The following is a 19342-nucleotide window of genomic DNA, read 5'->3' on the forward strand; positions in this document are numbered from 1 at the left end:
TTTTTGATAATATATATGATTCAGATTCCAGTAGAGGAATATGGTAATGAATGACAAGAGTGACAAGAGTAGTGACATAGTCAAAATAGGCCTGGATATTGGCTCTACGACGGTGAAAATCGTCCTTCTGGATCAAGCCAATACCATTTTGTATAAGGAATATGCCCGTCACCGTTCGGATATTAAAGAGAGCCTCATTGTTCTCCTTGAACGGGCCTACGAGCAATTCGGAGATCGAACCATCACCTTGAAAGCTGCCGGATCGGCGGGGATCAGCATTGCCGAGTGGCTTGGCATTCCCTTTGTTCAGGAGGTTATTGCTTCCACCGGTGCTATCGAGGCATTCCTTCCTCAGACCGACGTCGCTATTGAGCTCGGCGGTGAGGATGCCAAGATTACCTACTTCGAGGGTACTGTTGATCAGCGCATGAATGGTAGCTGTGCCGGAGGTACGGGGGCCTTCATCGACCAGATGGCGGTACTTTTGAAGACTGATGCCGACGGCCTGAACGAACTGGCTTCCCGCCACTCCCATATCTATCCCATAGCGGCACGGTGCGGTGTCTTTGCAAAGACCGATATTCAACCCCTTTTGAACGAGGGGGCGGCCAGGGAAGACATTGCCGCATCGGTGCTTCAGGCGGTGGTCAATCAGACCATCGGCGGACTTGCGCAGGGAAAGCCGATACGGGGCCATGTCGCCTTTCTCGGAGGACCGCTTTCCTTCATGCCCGAGCTGCGTAAGCGCTTTATCGAAACCCTTAAGCTTACTCCTGAGGAGGTTGTCTTCCCGGAGGAACTTGCCCGTTTTGTTGTGGCGATCGGGGCCGCTCTCGCCTCCGATGAAGAGGAACCGTTTCCCTTCCGTGAGTTGAAGGAGAAGCTTCCCGGACTCCGTTCGGCCACCAGTTTTGAGGTCCATCGTCTTCGTCCCCTTTTCTATGATGAGAAGGAGCTTGCGCAGTTTCGCGCACGCCATGCGAAACATAGTGTTGCCAGGGCGCCTTTGGCCGAGTATCACGGAAAAGCTTATCTCGGTATTGATGCAGGCAGCACCACCACCAAAGCCGCCCTTATCGACGATGACGGACAACTCCTTTGGTCCTTTTACAGCGGAAACAACGGCTCTCCCCTGAAAAGCAGCATCGGTATGTTGAGTGACCTTTACGCCCTCTTGCCCGATGATGTGGAGATTTCATGTTCCACGGTAACCGGTTACGGCGAGTCCCTTCTCAAGGCGGCCCTCAAGATCGATATCGGCGAGATCGAAACCGTCGCCCATTACAAGGCAGCCGAGCATTTTCTCCCGGGTGTCGATTTTATTCTCGATATCGGCGGACAAGACATGAAATGTCTTCGTATCCGTGACGGTGTCATCGATGAGATCCTGCTGAACGAAGCCTGTTCTTCCGGATGCGGTTCCTTTATTGAAACCTTTGCCATCAGCCTTGGTATGCCGGTGGCGGATTTTGCGAAAGAGGCCCTACTCGCCGCTCAACCCGTGGACCTCGGCAGCCGCTGTACCGTGTTTATGAACAGCCGTGTCAAACAGGCCCAGAAAGAGGGTGTGACCGTCGGTGATATTTCCGCCGGACTTTGCTATTCGGTCATCAAGAATGCCCTGACCAAGGTGATCAAGATCAAGAATCCCGAGGACCTTGGGGAGAAGATTATTGTTCAAGGTGGAACCTTTTATAACGAGGCAGCCTTGCGGGCCTTCGAGCTGATTAGTGCAAGGGAGACCATACGACCCGACATTGCCGGTATCATGGGGGCCTTTGGGGCGGCTCTGATCAGCCGTGAGCGTTCCGTCCAGGACTGTAAGAGTTCGATGCTTGGAAGAGACGAACTGGAGAGTTTCACCGTTGAAACCAGCATGGATCGATGCGGAAAGTGTGCAAACAACTGTCGTCTTACCATCTCCCGTTTCTCCGACGGTCGACGTTTCGTTTCAGGCAACCGGTGCGAGCGGGGAGCCGGTGAGGAGCAGGCCTTTGAGAGAAGCAAGGATCTCCCTAATCTCTACGCCTACAAAGAGCATCGTCTGTTTGCCTATACTCCCATCACCAAGGAAAAGGCGAAGGCTACCGTCGGTATCCCACGGGGCCTGAACACCTACGAAAACTACCCCTTTTGGTTCACCTTCTTTACCGAACTTGGCTATCGGGTAGAGCTTTCCCGCAGCAGCAACAAGCGGCTTTTCGAGGAGGGAATGGATACCATCCCTGCGGAATCGGTCTGCTATCCTGCCAAGCTTATGCATGGCCATATCGTCAATCTTGAAAAACGCAAGGTCGATTTTATCTGGTATCCGTCGGTTCCCTACGAAAAGAAAGAGGATCCGGAAGCGACTAATCACTATAACTGTCCCATCGTCGCGGGCTACCCGGAGGTGATAAAAAACAATGTCGGGGGGCTTAACGAAGAGGGGGTTCCCTTTCTGAATCCCTATTTCTCCATGGATCACAAGCAGCGCCTTAAGCTCCGGCTTTGGAAGGAGTTACGTCACCGTGGGCATTCTCTTCGTGCCATTTCCGCTGCCGTAGAGGCTGCATGGACCGAGAAGGAGCGTACGAAAGAGGATATTCGGAAAGAGGGCGAACGTGCTTTGCGTTATATCCGGGAGCATGACATCCGGGGTATTGTTCTTGCCGGCCGCCCCTATCACGTTGATTCCGAAGTCAATCACGGAATTCCCGATCTCATCATCCAGATGGGGATGGCTGTCCTTTCCGAGGATTCTGTGGCGCATCTCGGACGAATCGAGCGTCCGCTGCGGGTTGTCGACCAGTGGGTATATCACAACCGGCTTTATGCTGCGGCAACCTTTGTCGGAAAGACCAAGGGGCTTGAACTTGTTCAGCTCAATAGTTTCGGCTGCGGTCTCGATGCGATTACCACCGACCAGATACATGAGATCCTCCACGGCTACGGTAAGATCTATACCGTTCTCAAGATTGATGAAGGGAATCAGCTGGGGGCTGCCAGGATAAGGCTTCGTAGTCTCAAGGCTGTCATGGACGAGCGGGACAGGGGAGCGATCCCCGTTCTCCACGAGAAGGAAAAACGGGAGAGGGTACTCTTTACCAAGGAGATGCGGGAAACCTACACCATTCTCGCTCCTCAGATGGCTCCCATGCATTTTGATATCATTCAGGCCGCATTCTCGCATTCCGGCTATAATCTCGTAGTCCTGCCTGAGGTGGACCATGAAGCCGTGGATGTCGGCCTTAAATATGTGAACAACGACGCCTGCTATCCCTCCATCATTGTGGTGGGGCAGTTGATAAATGCCATCCAGTCCGGAAAATATGATCCCAACAGGGTTGCCTTGCTTTTGACGCAGACAGGAGGGGGATGCCGTGCCACAAACTACATCGGTTTCCTGCGAAAGGCTCTAGAGGATGCGGATCTCGCCCATATTCCGGTTATCAGTCTCAACGCCCTCGGTATGGAGAAGAACCCCGGCTTCACCCTTACGGCAAAACTGGCCAAGCGGGCCTTTCAGGGACTTGTCTACGGAGATTTGCTCATGCGTATGCTCCTTCGGACCAGACCCTATGAAGCTGAACCCGGAAGTGCCGAGGCCTTATACCACAAGTGGAAAGAGATCTGTAAAAATTCTCTTAAACGGGCCTCCACCTGGCGCTATCACTCAAACAACAGGAAGATGATCAGAGAATTCGATCGTCTGCCGTTGCTGGATATCAAGAAGCCGAAGGTTGGTCTTGTCGGCGAGATCCTCGTCAAGTTTCATCCGACCGCCAACAATCAGGTGATCAAGGTTGTGGAGCATGAGGGTGCCGAGGCTGTTATGCCCGATCTTTACGACTTCTTCCTCTATACAGCCCATACGGCGCACTTTAAACGCACCCACCTTTCGGGCAGTAGAAAGAAAGAGTTTTTCTCCGCTCTCGCTATCAGCTATTTAGAAAGTTTTCGGAAGGTGATGAGACGGGAACTCAAACGCAGTGTTCACTTTCATGCGCCCCCTACGATCTATGAGCTTGCCCGACGAACAAAACCGGTGGTAAGCCTTGGTACCCAGATGGGAGAAGGATGGTTCTTAACCGGTGAGATGATCGAACTGATTGAGAGCGGTGCCGACAATGTAATCTGTATGCAGCCCTTTGCCTGCCTTCCGAACCAGATAACAGGGAAGGGGATGATCAAGGCGCTGAAGAATCGCTATGAGCAGGCCAATATTGCCGCCATCGATTACGATCCCGGGGCCAGCGAGGTAAATCAGCTCAATCGTATCAAATTGATGCTTTCGGTTGCTTTTAAGAAACTGGAAGCGGAGAATGTGGCAAGCCAGGAGGATAAGAGCGGGCCTAAGAAGGCTTATTCCCGTATCAGTACCGAGGGATAGCCGAGCTCCGAGAGGGTTTTTCGCACAGCCTCCAGTTCGCTGCTTGCCACGTGCGGAACCACGACCCGATAGTGGCCTGTAGGGGCGGTTTCTATCGAGGCGCTTATTCCCCGGCCTGCTAAGAGCGTGTGTGTGCGTTCTGCGTTCTCCCGCAGACCGAAGCTTGCGACCTGAATGGTGACGGTTGCATTCTTTTCATGGCGCCGATAAAGGTCCTGGGGTACTCCCCCCGGGGGCTCGCCGATTACTTCCAGTGAAACTTTCGCGATCCCTCTCCCAACCATATCTATGGCCTCGGCCGCAGCCCTGGACAGGTCGATGATACGTCCCTCCACAAAGGGACCACGATCATTGATCCTCACTTCGACACTTTTGTCGTTATCCAGATTTGTTACCCGTACAAGGGTCCCGAATGGCAGGGTTTTGTGAGCAGCGGTCAGCTTGTTGGTATCGAAGACCTCACCGTTGGCGGTTTTTCGACCCTGAAATTTTCCTCCGTACCAGGAGGCGAAACCGACCTGTTTCGCCTCTATATCGGCCACCCGTGGCTGAGAAAAGAGATTTCCGGGAAAAAGAAGGAGAAAAAGCAGTAGGGACGGAAAAAAAGCACGCTGCATCATGTTTTTCTCTCGGCATGTTTACGCCTCGACATAAGTGCCGATGCGCCGATAAGAACCAGAAAGGTTATCAGGTAGGGAAAGGCCAGCATGAGCGTCGGCGGAAGCCAACTCAAGCCCTGGGCGTTCCCTGCAACCGCATCGGCAAAGGCGAAAAGCCATGAGGCCAGGAGGATGCCGACGGGAGATTTCCTGCCGAGGAAAACAGCGACCAGGGCTATCCATCCCTTCCCTGCGGTTATGCCGGGAACAAAGGCTTCGAGGCGGAGGGAAAGAAAGGCACCGGCAAGGCCGCAAAAAAGCCCTGAAAGGGTGATGGCCTGAAACTGGACAGATCCGGGAGCAACACCCCGCCCTTTGAGCACTTCCGGATCGATACCTGCAGCTCTGACTCGCAGGCCGAAGGGTGTCTGATTGAGCAGATAGATAAGCAAGGGGACAAGCAGCAATCCGACGAGGGGCGCCGGGGTGATGGTTCCTCCCGTCGGGAAGGGGATATGCGGCAGAGAGGGCATGTTTGCAATGCGTATGACCCCTCTGGTGGAAAAAAACTGACCCGAAAGAAAGGTAACCAGGCCGGTGGCCAGCAGGTTGACGGCAAGGCCCGCGATGAAGATGTTTGCCTGGAGGCGAACGCTGAAAAAACCGAACACTGCTGCCGCCCCGGCGCTTGCCGTCGCAGCGGCAAGCAGCCCCAGTATGATGCTTCCGCTAAAGCCTGCCACCACTATCGCAGTGAAGGCCCCTATCAGCATAAGTCCTTCCAGGGCGATATTCAGTATCCCTGCCCGTTCGGTTATGACCCCGCCGAGGGCCGCAATGAGAACCGGTGCCATCAGGTCGAAGATGCTAGCAATCACCGCTTTTTTCTCCTTCCGATCACAATACGGGCGGTGATGAAGAGGAAGACCACCCCCTGAACGATGCTCGATAATTCCATGCTTATACTGCTGGAAAGGGTTGCCGTATCCGTCGCTTCCTGAAGAAATGCGAAGACGATACCGGCCGGTATAATAAGCAAGGGATGGTTTGCCCCGATGAGCGCCACGGCGATACCGTTCCAACCCAATCCGGAGCTCGCCCCCTGGATGGCCATATGAAGGTCTCCCACAATTGTAAAGGCCCCGACGATACCGTAGAGAGCTCCGCTCATAATCATCGGTACCACGAGATGACGATCGACGTTGATGCCGCCGTAGCGGGCGAATTCACGGTTCAGTCCGCAGAGGCGTAGCTCGTAGCCTCGGTAGTTCTTGAAAAGATAGAGATACAGGAACCACACGATCAGCGGTGCGATGAAAATCACCGGGGTCAGATGGGAGGGGGGAAGTAGTCGGGGTAACCAAAAGCTTTTGGGAATCTCCGGAGTGGAGAGGAGGAAGCTTTTTTGGTCCCGGAGAGGACCTATGATCAGATAGTCGATGGTGTAAACCAGGCTCTGGCCCAAGAGAAAAGAGCTTATCAGCTCATCCGTATTCCAGAGCCGCTTGAATAAGCCACAGAGCCCTGCCGCCGTTGCTCCCACCACCGATGCTGCGAGTACCATGATTACGATTCCGAGAAAACCGCTTTCCGGTGGGAGTATGGTACCCAACATGGCCGCAGTAAAGGCTCCCACATAGACCTGACCTTCTCCTCCCAGGTTGAAAACCCCACTGCGGAAGGCAATCGACATTCCTCCCCCGGCGATCATCAGAAGGGCCGCAAGGGAGAGCATATTGCCGAAGTAGTATCTGGAAGAGAATGGACCGGTAAAGAAGTTGAGTATTGCCTTTCCCGGATGGGGAGCTGCTATCAGCATGATGAGCAGGGCGGTAAGGGTTGCGGCCGAAAGAGCCGTTGCTGTTCTGTGGGTCCGCTTCATAAAGGGTTTCCCTGTAGCATCAATCTTCCGGCCTTTTCCCTATCGAGCTCGTGTGCCTGCACCGTGGCCACCATCTTCCCTCCGTGAAGAACAACAATACGATCGGCTGCGGAAAGAGCCTCGTCGATATCGGAGGTGAGCAGCAGGACTCCGCTGCCGGCCTGTTTCATGGAATCGATCTTTTCAAGTATGCGCTTTCTGCTTGCTACATCAAGCCCCCAGGAGGGCTCTGCGAAGAGTATGAGGGAAGGGGAACGGCTCAGCTCCCTTCCGATAATGACTTTCTGAATGTTTCCCCCGGAGAGCGCATCCATGCGATCGCCTGCTCCTCCTCGTATCCCGTACTCCTCAAAGAGGTGTTTTGTGAAGCGTTGGATCTCATCCTCCTTCATGGTGGCCCAGCCGTGAAAGGTTCGGTAGTTCAGAAGAATGAGATTTTCCGCGACCGTGGATGAGATACTGGCACCCCGTACCATTCTGTCTGTCGGTACATAGGCAACCCTCTTTTTACGCAGTAGCTCCGGGCTGAGCCGTTCGAGCCGCTCTCCAAACAGACGTATCTCCCCCGTATCCGGAGGAGAGAGACCGGCAAGAAGCCGCTCCACGGTTTCAAGCCCCGCTTCCCGCATACCCAGCACGGCTATCGCTTCGCCGGGAGCGAGGGAGAACGAGAGTCCTTTAAGGGGCGGGTAGCCCTCGCAGTTACAGGCGAGCCTTTCGACCGAAAGCAGGGGTGCTGAAGAAGAAGCGGGGTTTTTCCCTGCCCTTTTTGGCCTTCTGTTTGTACTGGAGAGGTCGGTTTTATGCTGCTGATGGTTTCCGTCGATCATGAGATGGGTGAGCTTTTCCAAACTGCACTCCTCGGAACGAAGGGTTTTGATCAATCTCCCCTCACGAAGTACCGCAATGGTATCGGCGTTTCCCAGCGCCTCCTTCAATTTGTGCGTAACGATAAATATGGTGTGCCCCTCTTCTTTCAGACGTGCAAGGAGCCTGTACAGATATTCGGTTTCCTTATCGTCGAAAATGGTGGTCGGTTCGTCGAGCACCATCACCTTCACAGAGCGGGAGAGCAGATAGAGAAGGCTTACATTCTGACGTTCCACCGCATCAAGCCCCTCGGCCTTTCTCGAAAGTTCTATCGGAATACCGTATCGGTCAGAGATCTTTTGTATCTTTGCCGCCGCCCTTCGCCGTTCTATCCTGCCGGGGAAGCGAGTCGGCTCGTTTCCCAAAAGGAGGTTGTCAAGAACGCTAAAATCGGGAATCAGCCGCACCTGTTGACGGACCATGCCGATGCCCGTTTCAAGAGCATCGGCTGTCGATGAAAAGTGTTTCGCCTCTCCGCCGATGAGGATGGTTCCGCTGTCCGGCTTTAGATAACCGCACATGAGCTTCATAAGGGTCGATTTACCTGAACCGTTTTCTCCAATCAGCGCGACCGTCTCACCAGCGGCAGCATCGAGGGAGATCGAGCGACAGGCATGAATTCCGTTTTCACGGTAGGTTTTGTCAATCTCCTTCAGCGATACCGCCATCTTTTCCCGGCAGGAGTCCATGGCCTTATCGCTCTTCCTCTAAGAGAGGGAGGGGAGGATTGCCTTGCTTCAGATCTTCGAGAAAACGATGTTGTCGTTCCCTTAGTTCTTTGGGGACCGTTTCCCTGTAGTGTTCGTCGTTTTCGACAAAGGTGATCCACCCGTCCTTGGTAGATGCGACCTCGGCACTGCCGAATGGAAGCGTTCCGTCGATGGCCGCAAGGCTCTTTTCGTAGGCCGCCCGGTACTGTTCGACGGCGGTACTCCCGATAACCGTACCCGGCGCAACATCATAGCCCGCCGTATCGAACCATAGTACGTAGCGGCCTCGTTCCTTGGCGGCGGCCACCACTCCCTGATTTGCCCCTCCCGCAATGGTAAGGATCACGTCCGTTCCGCTGTCGTAGAGCGATGAGGCCAGTTCGGAACCCTTTGAGGCATCGAACCAGTTCCCTACAACGCGGAATTCGATCTTTGCCTCCGGTGCCACACGTTTTACCCCGCGCTCAAAGCCGGGACGTATTGCCTGGTTCATGTCCGGATATTCCTGACCGACGATCATTCCCACCGAGAGATGCTCCTTGTCGGCCCCACTCATGTCCGAGCCGGTGACGAGAGCTGCGAAGGTTCCTGCAAGATACCCCTGTTCCATCTGGTGGTACCGCAGTGTGTAAATCGACGGATTACCCTCGAGAAATCCGTCGAGGATAAGGAATTTCTGCTGCGGGAATTCCCGGGATATTGCTTCGCAAATCTTGGGCAGAGCCGGATTTGTCGTAACAATCAGATCCCAGTCGCCCGAGGCTGCGAGAGCCTTTACCTTTTCGCCCCAGTCTCCCTGGTTGAAGCCCCCTTCGATAACCGAGGCCTCGACCTTATCCCGTTCCTTTGCTGCAGCAAGCACCCCGTCGGCCATTTCGCTGTAGGTCGGACTTCCCTCGGTAACGCCGGGGATGAACACTGCAATGTCGTATGTATCATCCTTTTGTGAACAGCCCGAAAGCACAAGGGTCAAAAATAAAAAAGCGGTTATGACGGGAAGAGACATACGAATTCTTCTCTTTCCTTTATTGTGAAAAAACACCGATCCCTCCTTGTGGATCGAAACAGCATTTTTCCGGAGGGAGTTACAGGAAGGTCTATCGTGCGGTAGGCGATCCCATATTTCTTCTCCCATCCAGACTTTCACTGTCGGTAACGGAATCTCACCGTTTCACCCCAAGGCTTTCGGGATTGCGGACTATCACCGCCGGTCGGGACCCGAAGTCCCTCCCTCGAAGAAAATGGTATGAAAAATATAGTATGAATCCGTGAGCTTTTCGTCAAGAGAGCTTTGGTTGACCCCTATCCCTCTCTGGTGGTATGCTCGGCTACGGTCCAGAAGAGAATAAGCGATTCCGAGGTATCCGTCTATATGAGCATTATTAAACCCGCAAGTCTGGGGATCATCGCCTGCCCCGGCGCCGAGCAATTCACTTCCGACGTGATTCGGCATCTTAAGCGCCAATACGTCAAGAAATATCATAAACTTGCTGACGATCTTTCGGCAAAGTACAACATGACTACCGAAGAGGTCTGGAAAAGAATGAACTTCATTGAGGACCTGCATCGGCTTGAGGATGATCCGCGAAAGAGACCGGTAGATCGTTTCCGTCCGCCCAAATTTCGGCTTCCTGTACGCTTTACCAGATTTGCCAACGGGGAATTCAAGTCGGAACTCCTTTCTTCGGTGAAGGGAATGAGTGTTTTCATCATCCAGGATGTGGAAAACCACTATCCACTTGCTTTCTACAATTTAGAAGAGAACGTATGCCTTTCGGTAAACGACCATGTGATGATGCTTTTTACCACCATAGATGCCGCCCTGGAAGCGGGGGCGGAAAGCGTTACCCTTGTTCTTCCGACCTATCCCTACAGCCGTCAGCATAAAAAGCGGGGAAGGGAAGCCCTTACCGCCCGTTGGTTCGGCCAGATGTGTGAGCATAGCGGTGCCAGCAGAATCATTACCGTGGATATCCACTCGAAGGAGATTGAGAACACCTTCAATAAGTTGATTCTGGAGAATCTTCACGGAAGCTATCAGATTATTCGTGCCTTAAAGGATCTTGTTGATCTCAACGATCCCGACCTCGTTGTGGTAAGCCCCGATACCGGGGCCGTAGATCGCAATAAGTTTTATGCCGGTAATCTGAAGAAACCTTTGGCCCTTTTATATAAGGAACGGGATTATTCGCGGGTGAGTCGTGATGCATCGAGCAGCAACATCACCAATATTCGGCTTCTTGGGGATGTAAAGGGAAAGATCGTCTTTATGGCCGATGATATGCTTGGGACGGGCGGTACCCTGATGAAGGCGATGCGGGAGCTGAAACGGCTTGGTGCCAGGCAGATCATAGCCGCAGCCAGCCTTCCTTTTTTTACCGGTGATGCCATTGAGCATTTTGAGCAGGCATATAAAGAGGGTATCTTTTATCGAATCATCGGAACAAACGCAGTCTATCACGACGCTACGTTACTTGAGCGTGAATGGTATGTTTCGGCCGACATCACTGATCTTCATGCACGTATCATCAGCAGACTTCACCACGGGCGTTCTCTTTCTCCTCTGCTTGAGAATAGCCGCATCATACAAAAGCTGCTGCGTAAGGAGTGAAGAAACGGAATGGGAAAGATGAGTATCTGCCGGAGCGGCAAGGTCCTTGCCGTCGACATCGGCACCTCTTCCATGAAGGGTGCGGTGATAGACTCCGGCGGACATGCCTTTTCTTTGGTGCGGGTCCCTTTTCTGGAACTATCTCCCCCGAAAGGTGCCGGCAGCGCGTTAACGTGGGAAGGGCTCTGGGACCCCGAACTATGGGATGCCGGCTTTCATGAACTGCTTCATCGTCTCGGACCGGATTGCTGCGGCAGTATCGATGCCGTGGCGATAAGCGGTAACGGCCCCTCTGTTGTTCCTCTCGGCCGTGACGGCAGGCCTGTTGCCGGTTCTCTGCTTTGGCACGACAGACGAGAGCGACGGCTCGACGGTGACCCCTCCTTCTTCCTGCCGAAGATGGCCTGGTACCGCCATTATCCCGATCTCTGGAGAAGCATAGAAGGATTTATCGGCTGTCCGGAGTATCTCGGCTATCTTCTTACCGGAGAACGCTTTTTCTATACCCCGTCGGAGGAATTCATCCCCCATCTCTGGAGCCGGAAGAGCGCCGATCTCTACGACATCCCGCTGAAGATGCTTCCTCCTCCTGTTAGAACAGGAGTGCCCGCCGGTGTCGTTTCGGCGTCTGCCGCTTCCCGTTTCGGCCTTAGGGAGGGAATCCCCCTTGCCGCCGGAGGGTCGGATTTCCTTATGGCCCTTCTCGGTAGTGGGGTTGTCCGTCCCGGCATGGCCTGCGATCGTGCGGGTACCAGTGAGGGCATTAATTTTTGCGCCTCGAAACGCCTAAGCCATCCGCGGGTAAGACCTTTGCCGCATGCGGTTCCGGGGCTTTACAATATCGCCGGAATTCTCAGCTCCACAGGGTTGGTCTTTGAGTGGTTTCGGCGTATCTCCGGCCAGGATCGTCGTGATTACGAAGAGATGCTGGAGGAGATTCATACGGCTCCCTTTTCTTCACGCCCCCTCTTCTTCCCCAGTATTCATCGAGGTGCTGTCTGGGAGTTTTCCGGTGGGGTCTTTGCTGGACTGCTACCGGACCATGGCCCGGTGGAGATGGGGCAGGCGGTGGTTTCCGCCATCGGCTTCGGGATCAGGGATTGCATTGAAAGTCTGAGCGAGGCAGGTTGCCGGGTGACGGAGATGAGGGTCTGCGGCGGACAGGGGCGCAATCGGATATGGAACAGCATGAAAGCAGATATTGTCGGCGTACCCCTTTTGATTCCGGAGCTTCTGGATTGCGAACTGACAGGTGCTGCGGCAGCGGCCTTTGCCATGCTTGAAGGCCGTGATGATATCGTTCCGATCAGCGAACGTCTCGTCCGTATTGCCGACCGTTTCGATCCTAATTCCGAAGAACATGGGCTTTGGAGTCGTCGCTACGATTCCTACCGCAGGTCGCGGGACAGGCTTCTCGATGCTTTTTCTCTCTCTGAGGGGGCTGCCAAGGGCGCTACTCTTCCCGAAAGAGAGCCATAATCCTTCGCAAATTCCTTAGCTGCTTGTCTCTCTCTGCGTAGTTGGGGCACAGCCGTTCCACTTCCTTCCAGTAGAGCTTAGAGTGGTTGAGGTGGATTTGATGACACAATTCATGGATCACCAGGTAGCGTTGGAGCTCCGGTTCAAGCATGATTACCCGCCAGTTGAGAGAGATATTTCCCCCTGAGGAGCTGCTTCCCCATCTGCTGCGCTGATTACGAATAAAGACCTTATGTATCGGAATGTCAACCTCCGCAGATATCTCTCTAACCAATAGCTTAAGCCGTTGCCTGGCTTCGGCCTCCAGCCACTTTTTCAGTGCGGCAATAATCAGGGGCTTGGAACGATTAGGGCCGACGACGACAATCACCTTCCTGTTTTGATCAAGGGTGACACTGTGACTTTTTCGCTTTGGCGATGTCGAGATCTCCACCGGATACTCTTTTCCGTTCAGAAAGATCCTCGTGGAAGGGTCGGTGCGCTTGATATCCTCTTCGATGCGCCAAAGATGACCTGCTATCCACCGGCGTTTTGTTTCGATGGCCCGCTCTATTTCCGCCTGTGTGGTTGTTACGGGACAGGAAACGCTGACATTCCCCGATCCTGAAATCTTGATGCGGATATGCTTTTGACGTTTGCGCCGGAGGATGGAAACATCAAAGCTTCCCGTTCCAACGCGCAAAGGGATTGATTCCTTACCGCTCATGCTTCGTCCGATTTGCCCTCTTTCAAGGGATTGTAGTATCCTGAATAAGAGGGGTAAAGATGAAGGAAGCCAAGATAGGAGAATTTCTTCTTTTTTTTGTTTTGATGTTTTCGATTTTTTCGGAAGCACTTCATGCAGGAACCATGGTTGTGGGTGGCAGCATGATCTTTCGCTTTGCCGTTCTTTCCGATGATGCTGCCCTGTTGAATGAATTTCCCCAATATGAAAATGAATCCAACAGCCAGCAGGTGGTGGCAAGAGCAGCGGGAAGAATCGTTGTGGAGAATCGTGCCGACCTTACTCCCTTCACAAGCGATGTTCCCTTTCCCCTTGGAGATCGTTACCGTACAAGAGAGGACCTTACTCCTTGGTTGGAATATGCAACTCGCCGGAGCGGAGTCCGTATAACTGTTGTAAATGGGCAACGCAGCGAGCGGCCCATTGAAGAGGTTAATCCCGTTTCCGAGGCCAATATGCGTTGGATGGCCGCCCGGGCTCTGGCTGCGGCCTCGGGGGCAGAACGTCAGGATCAGGCCGTTGAACAGGTACTCCTATCGGTTCGAACGTCGGTTTCCTATCTGCTCAATGCTTCCGAGGATCCCGCTCAGGTGCTGCGAAGCGGGCGTGCCGACTGCGACGGCTATTCCAACGCAGCAGCGATCCTTTTGCGGAGCCTCGGCATTCCGGTGAAAGTGGTGGACTCCTATATCCCTCCCGGCCATATGTGGGGCTACGGACCGGAAGGTTCCGGAGGCTATCATGCCCATATCGAGGTGTATTACGAGGATGCTGGCTGGGTCAGCTACGATGTGCAGGCGACCCTCCATTTTGTCGATCCCTTTCACGTTGTAGGCTATCCCCGATCGGGGCTGCGCATAGAAGAACGTGCCGTGGAGGATAAACGCTCTATTGTGGGAATGGAAGCGGGTCCTGCCGGTGAGATTCATATGTTTCGCCGTAAGGTCTTTGGTGAGCTTTCGGCTCCTCTTTTTGTCGGCACCCTTAGGGATGAAGCCGGTGCCCTCCTTCGGGATTCCCCCCGTTCCGATCGGTGGATTTTCCTGCGAAACGACCGGGGAGAGGGAAACGGTCTGCTTATTCTTCCCAGCGGGGAGTTTGCCTTATCCTCCGATACCCTGGGATCGGATGCCTCCGGTCAGATTTTCTATCCCGGAAGGGACGGTGGCTATTTTGAGCAGAACATCGATCTTTCCGGCCTTGAGAGAGGAGCCGTACTTCGTAGGAATTTCGATATCGGAAGGGATCAGGGGACTGTCATCTCTACTCCGAAAGGAGCACGTGAATTGTATCGTTGGCACCTTCTTGCCGGAGGGGGGTGGAATCTTGAGCCAATTTCTCTGGACGCGGATAATAGTATAAAAATCGTCTCGAACCTGAGACAGTGGATCATCTCTTTTTCGCGAAACCAGGCCGATCCTCGTTATCTTGTGGATCTTTCCCATGCGGTGCCACCCGATCCCCTTCCCGTCTATCTTGAGCCGGGAAAAGCCTATCTCAAACTGCAGCCATCTCTTGCCGATGTTCCCCTGGTACTTTTTGATGCTTCGGGCAGACGCTATGCGCCGGAGATCACGGCGAAGCAGGGAGAGGCCTCCCTTCCTCTGCTGATCCCCGACAAGGGCTTTGACAGAGTGCTGCTCTATCGTGATGGGGAGGAGAAGCTGTTCTTCGGGAGCCTCGGCGAAGGGGAAGACAGGGGTGGGGCATTGCTTTACACCATTGCTTCGACTCGTTTTGATCTCAGCCTCTCTGTTGCGGTCAAGCGCCCCGGCTCTCCTCTTCTTCTGTTGGAGCGGGAGGGCAGGCGTTGGCGGCAACTGCTCAAGATAGCACGCCCAGGGGCTTCGTTGACTATTGCCTATCCCTCGGAAGATGCCGAACTCCTTCGTAATTTGGCGCTTCTACCCGCGGGAGCCTCTGTTCCCGAGCCTTTGCCTTCAAGTTGACGACGCTTCCCTAAGCCTCTATGATGGTAGGGTGGCTGACCATGGCGTTATTCATACAGTCGTAACTGCTTCGGAAATTCTCGAATATATTGCGGAGAAGGGAGGCGCTCAACCCGCCGAAATTGCCAAGGATCTTGGACTCGCACGAGCGAATGTCCATCGGCATATTGCCACCTTATACAACCTCGGCTTTGTTGAAAAGAGAAGCGACGGCAGATGTGTTCTCACCTTCAGGCTCTTTGAGCTAGGTAATACGGTTCCTCATACCAGAAATCTGATCGACCCCGCCCGCCCTGCAATGCTACGCCTTAGCCAGGATACCGGACAAACCGTAAACCACGGTATTCTCCATGAGGCTTCTGTTCTGTTTATCGACAAGGTTGACGCCAACGCCTACCTCATGCTTGAACGGCCGATCGGCACCTGCCAGCCGCTTTACTGTACCAGTCTTGGAAAGGTGCTTCTTGCCTTTCAGCCAGAGGCTGAACGTGAACGGCTGATCTCCTCTCTTGATCTTATCCGCCATACCGAGCACACCATTACCGATCGAGATCGTCTTCGAGAGGCTCTGAACCTGATCCGGGAAGAGGGCTTCGGTTGTGACTTCCAGGAGATGACCAATGAGCTCAACTGCGTTGCCGCTCCTGTATTCGGCAGCGAGGGAAAGATCGTTTCCGCCATCAGCATTTCTGCGCCTGTCGATCATTTTGATCGTGCCGCTATTGAAGCGGTCGTAACCTCCCTGACAGCAATAGCCGACGAAGTATCGAGACACATGACCCGTTAAGCGGGAGCTTCCCTTCAATTTACCCTAAATGAGTGATTCTTATTCTTGACAGATAAAAGGAGTGGCTTTACACTATGACCGTGTTGCACAATATAAACATGAGTTCAAATATTGATACAAAAAGCTACGCACCTGCAACTACGGTGATTAAGGCTTTTCGGCTGTTGGAATACATAGGTTATTCCCAGCCCGTTCAGCCGGCTCAAATGGTGCGTGCTTTGGGGCTTACACGGGCGAATGTCTACCGGCTTCTGACGACGCTGATGAAAATCGGCTACGTTATCCGGGAGGATGAGGGGTATATGCTCTCCTTTAAGCTTTTTAAGCTGGGAAGCACGGTTCCTTTAAGCCGGAATTTACGTGATGTGGCAAAACCGATGATGACGGCCCTCATGAAAGAGGTGGGGGAGAATATCTACCTCACGGTTCTTTGCGAGGATACGGTTATTGCCATCGAAGAGGTGAAGAGCTCGAATCACCTCACCCTCAACCCCGATGTTACCTACACCTATCCGCTTAACACCTGCGCAAGCGGCAAGCTCTTTTTCGCAGCCATGGAAGAAGATATCAAACAGCGGATGCTTTCCTCTCTCACCTTTGAAAAGCGTACGGAGCGCACGCTTGTGACGCCCGAAGCCTTTATCGAGGCTTCTCGTCTTGCCTCGGCCAGAGGCTATGCCCTTGAGCTTCAGGAGTTCAGCGACGACCTCAACAGCATGGCTTCTCCCATTGTCGATTACCGTGGTCAAATGGTCGCTTCCATAGCGATTTCCGGTCCTTCAATGCGTTTGACGGAAGATCGGCTTTCTGCTTGGATCGGCCCCCTCAAAAAAACAGCACAATTAATTAGCGAAGAACTGGGCAGAGAAAATTAGGCGTAGCGCTTTCCCTGCTCATGGTTGATAGGATTTTCTGTTAAGGAGAAAGATGATGGAAGATGACAAAATTTTCGAACCGCTTTCGTTGAAGCATGCCCCGGATATAAAGGTGACGCCCCCGGGGCCAAAGTCTCAAGCGATTCTGAAGTATCAGAGCGAACACGAGAGTTCCGCGGTTTCCTACTCCAAGGGAATGCCCATGGCCCTGAAGCTGGGCAAGGGTGCGACCCTTGTGGACGTTGACGATAATGTCTTTATCGATATGTTTGGCGGCGCAGGGGTTATGGCCCTCGGAAGCAGCCATCCCGAGATTCTGAAGGTTGCCCACGAACAGATAGATCAGGTTACCCACAGTCTCGACATCCCTACGCCCACACGGCAGAAGATGGTCGAAACCCTGATGAAGATTCTTCCCGATGAGCTTACAAGGGTTTTCTTCGGCGGTCCTACCGGAAGCGATGCCGTGGAGCAAGCTATTAAATTGGCACGCTACAATACCGGCCGCTATGAGGTCATCGCCTTTGAGGGGGCCTATCACGGTATGACCGGAACCGCCTTGGCCCTTACCTCCGATGAGGGCCACAGAGAGGGGCTGGGTCCCCTGACACCGGGGGTCCGCTTTATTCCCTTCCCCTATACCTACCGGAATCCATTCGGCTGCCCCGATGAGAATGTCGATCTTCAGGCTGCAGAGACCCTTGAGCGCGTATTGAGCGACAGCCACTCCGGTTATTCTAAACCGGCCGCCGTCATCCTTGAATCGGTCCAGGGTGAGGGAGGAACCATCATTCCCACCACCCGTTTCATGAAGCGGGTTCGGGAGATCTGCGATAAGCATGATGTATTGCTGATTTGTGATGAGATCCAGGCAGGCCTCGGCCGTACCGGTAAGATGTTTGCCTTCCAGCACTTCGATATCGTTCCCGATATCATCACCATGAGCAAGGCTCTTGGCGGTATGGGCTTCCCCATCAGTGCCATTGCCTATAAAGAGAAACTGAACACCTGGCCGACGGGAAAGACCATCGGAACCTTCCGGGGAAATATGATTGCTTTTGCTGCCGGTGCCGCAGGTTTGAACTGGATGCTCGACAATAAGGTGTGTGAACATGCAACCGAACTTGGCAAGAAATGCATGGTTAAACTGAAAAAGCTTGAAGCCGATTGTTCCATCGTTGGCGAAGCGCGGGGAATCGGTCTCATGATGGCCATTGAGATGGTAAAGGATAAGAAGACCAAGGAACCCGCCCCCGATTTTGCAAAAAAGGTGAGGACCTATGCCCATCGTCGTGGCGTCATGATTGAGATTGGCGGTCACTACAATAACGTTGCCCGCCTTCTCCCTCCGCTTATCATAACCGAAAAACTTGCCATGACTGCCATAGACATTATCTCCGATGTCATTCGGGATATCGAAAAAGAAGCAAAGGAGGGGTGATTATTTGGCAAAGAAAGCACAATACAATGTAGCCGTCGTAGGAGCCATGGGTATGGTCGGCGGAGAAATGATCAGAACCCTTGAGCGAAGAAACTTCCCTGTTGCCGAGCTTCGTCCCCTCGATATTGCAGCCAACGCCGGCAAAGAGGTCTCTTTTCGCGGAAAGAACTGGAAGGTACAGGAAGCTAAGGGTGAAAATTTCGAGGGCATAGATATCGCCATCTTTTCCGCCGGTGGGGATGCAAGCCTCGAGCTTGCGCCAAAGGCTGCAGAGCGGGGCGCCGTTGTTGTGGACAATTCATCGGCATGGCGGATGGATCCCAAGTGTCCTTTGGTCGTTCCCGAAGTAAACCCGGCCGATCTGAAATGGCATAATGGGATCATCGCAAATCCAAACTGCTCCACCATTCAGATGGTGGTGGCTCTGAAACCCCTCCACGATTATGCAAAGATAAAACGTGTTGTCGTATCGACCTACCAGGCGGTGAGCGGGGCCGGAAAGGCCGGTACCGATTCCCTTACGAATGAGGCAAAGAGCTATCTTGAGACCGGAAAGGTTCAGACAACCGGCAAGTTCCAGTACCAGATTGCCTTCAACTGTATTCCCCACATCGATGTTTTCCAGGAAGGGGGAAATACCAAGGAAGAGAACAAGATGATCTTCGAAACCTGCAAGATCATGGGAGACGACTCCATCAAGGTGTCGGCAACCTGTGTTCGTGTTCCTGTCTGGTACGGTCACAGCGAATCGGTGAATATCGAAACCGAACGGCCTCTAAGCCCGGAAAAGGCCAGGGGCCTGCTTGCTACCGCTCCGGGGATAAAGGTTGTGGATGAACCGGCGAAGAACGGTTATCCGATGCCTCTCTTTTCAAATGATGAAGACCTCACCATGGTTGGCCGCATCCGCAAGGATGAGAGCATCGCCAACGGCCTGAACATGTGGGTTGTTTCCAATAATGTTAGAAAAGGGGCCGCCCTGAATGCTGTTCAGGTTGCCGAGTCCCTGCTTGAGCAGAATATTCTCTAAACAGGAGGGGGAA

14 protein-coding genes and 1 riboswitch are annotated in these 19342 nt (G+C 53.4%); of the genes, 8 read left to right on the forward strand and 6 right to left on the reverse strand.

The window, feature by feature from the left end; all coding sequences use genetic code 11:
- The first annotated feature begins 46 nt into the window (after positions 1–46).
- Positions 47–4372 (forward strand): 2-hydroxyacyl-CoA dehydratase, encoded by a 4326-nt coding sequence (locus SPIRS_RS02800; protein WP_013253160.1) that lies wholly within the window; start codon positions 47–49, stop codon positions 4370–4372.
- Here SPIRS_RS02800 and SPIRS_RS02805 read toward each other — a convergent pair.
- Genes SPIRS_RS02805 through SPIRS_RS02825 form a run of 5 tightly spaced genes read right to left on the reverse strand, consistent with a single transcriptional unit; the run spans position 4345 to position 9475 of the window.
- On the reverse strand, positions 4345–4992 hold the full coding sequence (locus tag SPIRS_RS02805) for a septal ring lytic transglycosylase RlpA family protein (RefSeq protein WP_013253161.1): 648 nt from the start codon (positions 4990–4992) through the stop codon (positions 4345–4347). The genes SPIRS_RS02800 and SPIRS_RS02805 overlap by 28 nt on opposite strands.
- Entirely contained in the window at positions 4989–5849 is an 861-nt protein-coding gene (locus SPIRS_RS02810; RefSeq protein WP_013253162.1) for an ABC transporter permease, read from the reverse strand. The genes SPIRS_RS02805 and SPIRS_RS02810 overlap by 4 nt, the downstream gene beginning before the upstream one ends.
- Entirely contained in the window at positions 5846–6853 is a 1008-nt protein-coding gene (locus tag SPIRS_RS02815; RefSeq protein ID WP_013253163.1) for an ABC transporter permease, read from the reverse strand. The genes SPIRS_RS02810 and SPIRS_RS02815 overlap by 4 nt, the downstream gene beginning before the upstream one ends.
- A complete protein-coding gene (locus SPIRS_RS02820; protein ID WP_013253164.1) occupies positions 6850–8412 on the reverse strand; it encodes an ABC transporter ATP-binding protein in 1563 nt (520 codons plus the stop codon). The genes SPIRS_RS02815 and SPIRS_RS02820 overlap by 4 nt, the downstream gene beginning before the upstream one ends.
- A gap of 4 nt (positions 8413–8416) precedes the next feature.
- Positions 8417–9475, reverse strand: coding sequence for a BMP family ABC transporter substrate-binding protein (locus SPIRS_RS02825; protein ID WP_013253165.1), 1059 nt, complete (start codon positions 9473–9475; stop codon positions 8417–8419).
- A 77-nt stretch (positions 9476–9552) separates the two neighbouring features.
- Positions 9553–9677, reverse strand: a riboswitch (FMN riboswitch).
- Between the two features lie 128 nt (positions 9678–9805).
- Here SPIRS_RS02825 and SPIRS_RS02830 point away from each other — a divergent pair.
- Positions 9806–11044 carry a ribose-phosphate pyrophosphokinase gene (locus SPIRS_RS02830; protein ID WP_013253166.1) on the forward strand — a complete coding sequence of 413 codons (1239 nt, stop codon included), beginning with the start codon at positions 9806–9808 and terminating at the stop codon, positions 11042–11044.
- Positions 11045–11053: 9 nt separating this feature from the next.
- Positions 11054–12523: a xylulokinase gene (locus tag SPIRS_RS02835; RefSeq protein WP_013253167.1), complete on the forward strand. Its 1470-nt coding sequence runs from the start codon at positions 11054–11056 to the stop codon at positions 12521–12523.
- On the opposite strand, the gene SPIRS_RS02840 is transcribed toward SPIRS_RS02835, so the two are convergent.
- The gene (locus tag SPIRS_RS02840) at positions 12498–13229 is read right to left on the reverse strand and encodes a M48 family metallopeptidase (RefSeq protein WP_013253168.1); all 732 of its coding nucleotides are present in this window, start codon (positions 13227–13229) and stop codon (positions 12498–12500) included. The genes SPIRS_RS02835 and SPIRS_RS02840 overlap by 26 nt on opposite strands.
- Positions 13230–13288: 59 nt before the next feature.
- On the opposite strand from SPIRS_RS02840, the gene SPIRS_RS02845 reads away from it, so the two are divergent.
- The 5 genes from SPIRS_RS02845 to SPIRS_RS02865 all read left to right on the forward strand — a co-directional run bounded on the left by SPIRS_RS02845 (position 13289) and on the right by SPIRS_RS02865 (position 19329).
- Positions 13289–15196: a transglutaminase-like domain-containing protein gene (locus tag SPIRS_RS02845; protein WP_013253169.1), complete on the forward strand. Its 1908-nt coding sequence runs from the start codon at positions 13289–13291 to the stop codon at positions 15194–15196.
- A 31-nt stretch (positions 15197–15227) separates the two neighbouring features.
- Positions 15228–15983, forward strand: coding sequence for an IclR family transcriptional regulator (locus SPIRS_RS02850; RefSeq protein WP_013253170.1), 756 nt, complete (start codon positions 15228–15230; stop codon positions 15981–15983).
- A gap of 74 nt (positions 15984–16057) precedes the next feature.
- Positions 16058–16858, forward strand: a complete 801-nt coding sequence (locus tag SPIRS_RS02855; protein WP_013253171.1) for an IclR family transcriptional regulator — start codon at positions 16058–16060, stop codon at positions 16856–16858.
- Between the two features lie 55 nt (positions 16859–16913).
- Positions 16914–18299 (forward strand): aspartate aminotransferase family protein, encoded by a 1386-nt coding sequence (locus tag SPIRS_RS02860; protein WP_013253172.1) that lies wholly within the window; start codon positions 16914–16916, stop codon positions 18297–18299.
- 4 nt (positions 18300–18303) lie between these two features.
- Positions 18304–19329 (forward strand): aspartate-semialdehyde dehydrogenase, encoded by a 1026-nt coding sequence (locus SPIRS_RS02865; RefSeq protein ID WP_013253173.1) that lies wholly within the window; start codon positions 18304–18306, stop codon positions 19327–19329.
- Positions 19330–19342: the final 13 nt, after the last annotated feature.

The organism is Sediminispirochaeta smaragdinae DSM 11293, assembly GCF_000143985.1.
GTDB lineage: Bacteria > Spirochaetota > Spirochaetia > DSM-16054 > Sediminispirochaetaceae > Sediminispirochaeta > Sediminispirochaeta smaragdinae.

What these genes read in the sequence shown, in the direction of transcription:
- SPIRS_RS02845 (WP_013253169.1), top strand. Translation starts at nt 13,289, where the DNA reads ATGAAGGAAGCCAAGATAGGAGAATTTCTTCTTTTTTTTGTTTTGATG.
- SPIRS_RS02840 (WP_013253168.1), bottom strand. Translation starts at nt 13,229, where the DNA reads ATGAGCGGTAAGGAATCAATCCCTTTGCGCGTTGGAACGGGAAGCTTT.
- SPIRS_RS02820 (WP_013253164.1), bottom strand. Translation starts at nt 8,412, where the DNA reads ATGGACTCCTGCCGGGAAAAGATGGCGGTATCGCTGAAGGAGATTGAC.
- SPIRS_RS02805 (WP_013253161.1), bottom strand. Translation starts at nt 4,992, where the DNA reads ATGATGCAGCGTGCTTTTTTTCCGTCCCTACTGCTTTTTCTCCTTCTT.
- SPIRS_RS02800 (WP_013253160.1), top strand. Translation starts at nt 47, where the DNA reads ATGAATGACAAGAGTGACAAGAGTAGTGACATAGTCAAAATAGGCCTG.
- SPIRS_RS02835 (WP_013253167.1), top strand. Translation starts at nt 11,054, where the DNA reads ATGGGAAAGATGAGTATCTGCCGGAGCGGCAAGGTCCTTGCCGTCGAC.
- SPIRS_RS02830 (WP_013253166.1), top strand. Translation starts at nt 9,806, where the DNA reads ATGAGCATTATTAAACCCGCAAGTCTGGGGATCATCGCCTGCCCCGGC.
- SPIRS_RS02855 (WP_013253171.1), top strand. Translation starts at nt 16,058, where the DNA reads ATGACCGTGTTGCACAATATAAACATGAGTTCAAATATTGATACAAAA.
- SPIRS_RS02815 (WP_013253163.1), bottom strand. Translation starts at nt 6,853, where the DNA reads ATGAAGCGGACCCACAGAACAGCAACGGCTCTTTCGGCCGCAACCCTT.
- SPIRS_RS02860 (WP_013253172.1), top strand. Translation starts at nt 16,914, where the DNA reads ATGGAAGATGACAAAATTTTCGAACCGCTTTCGTTGAAGCATGCCCCG.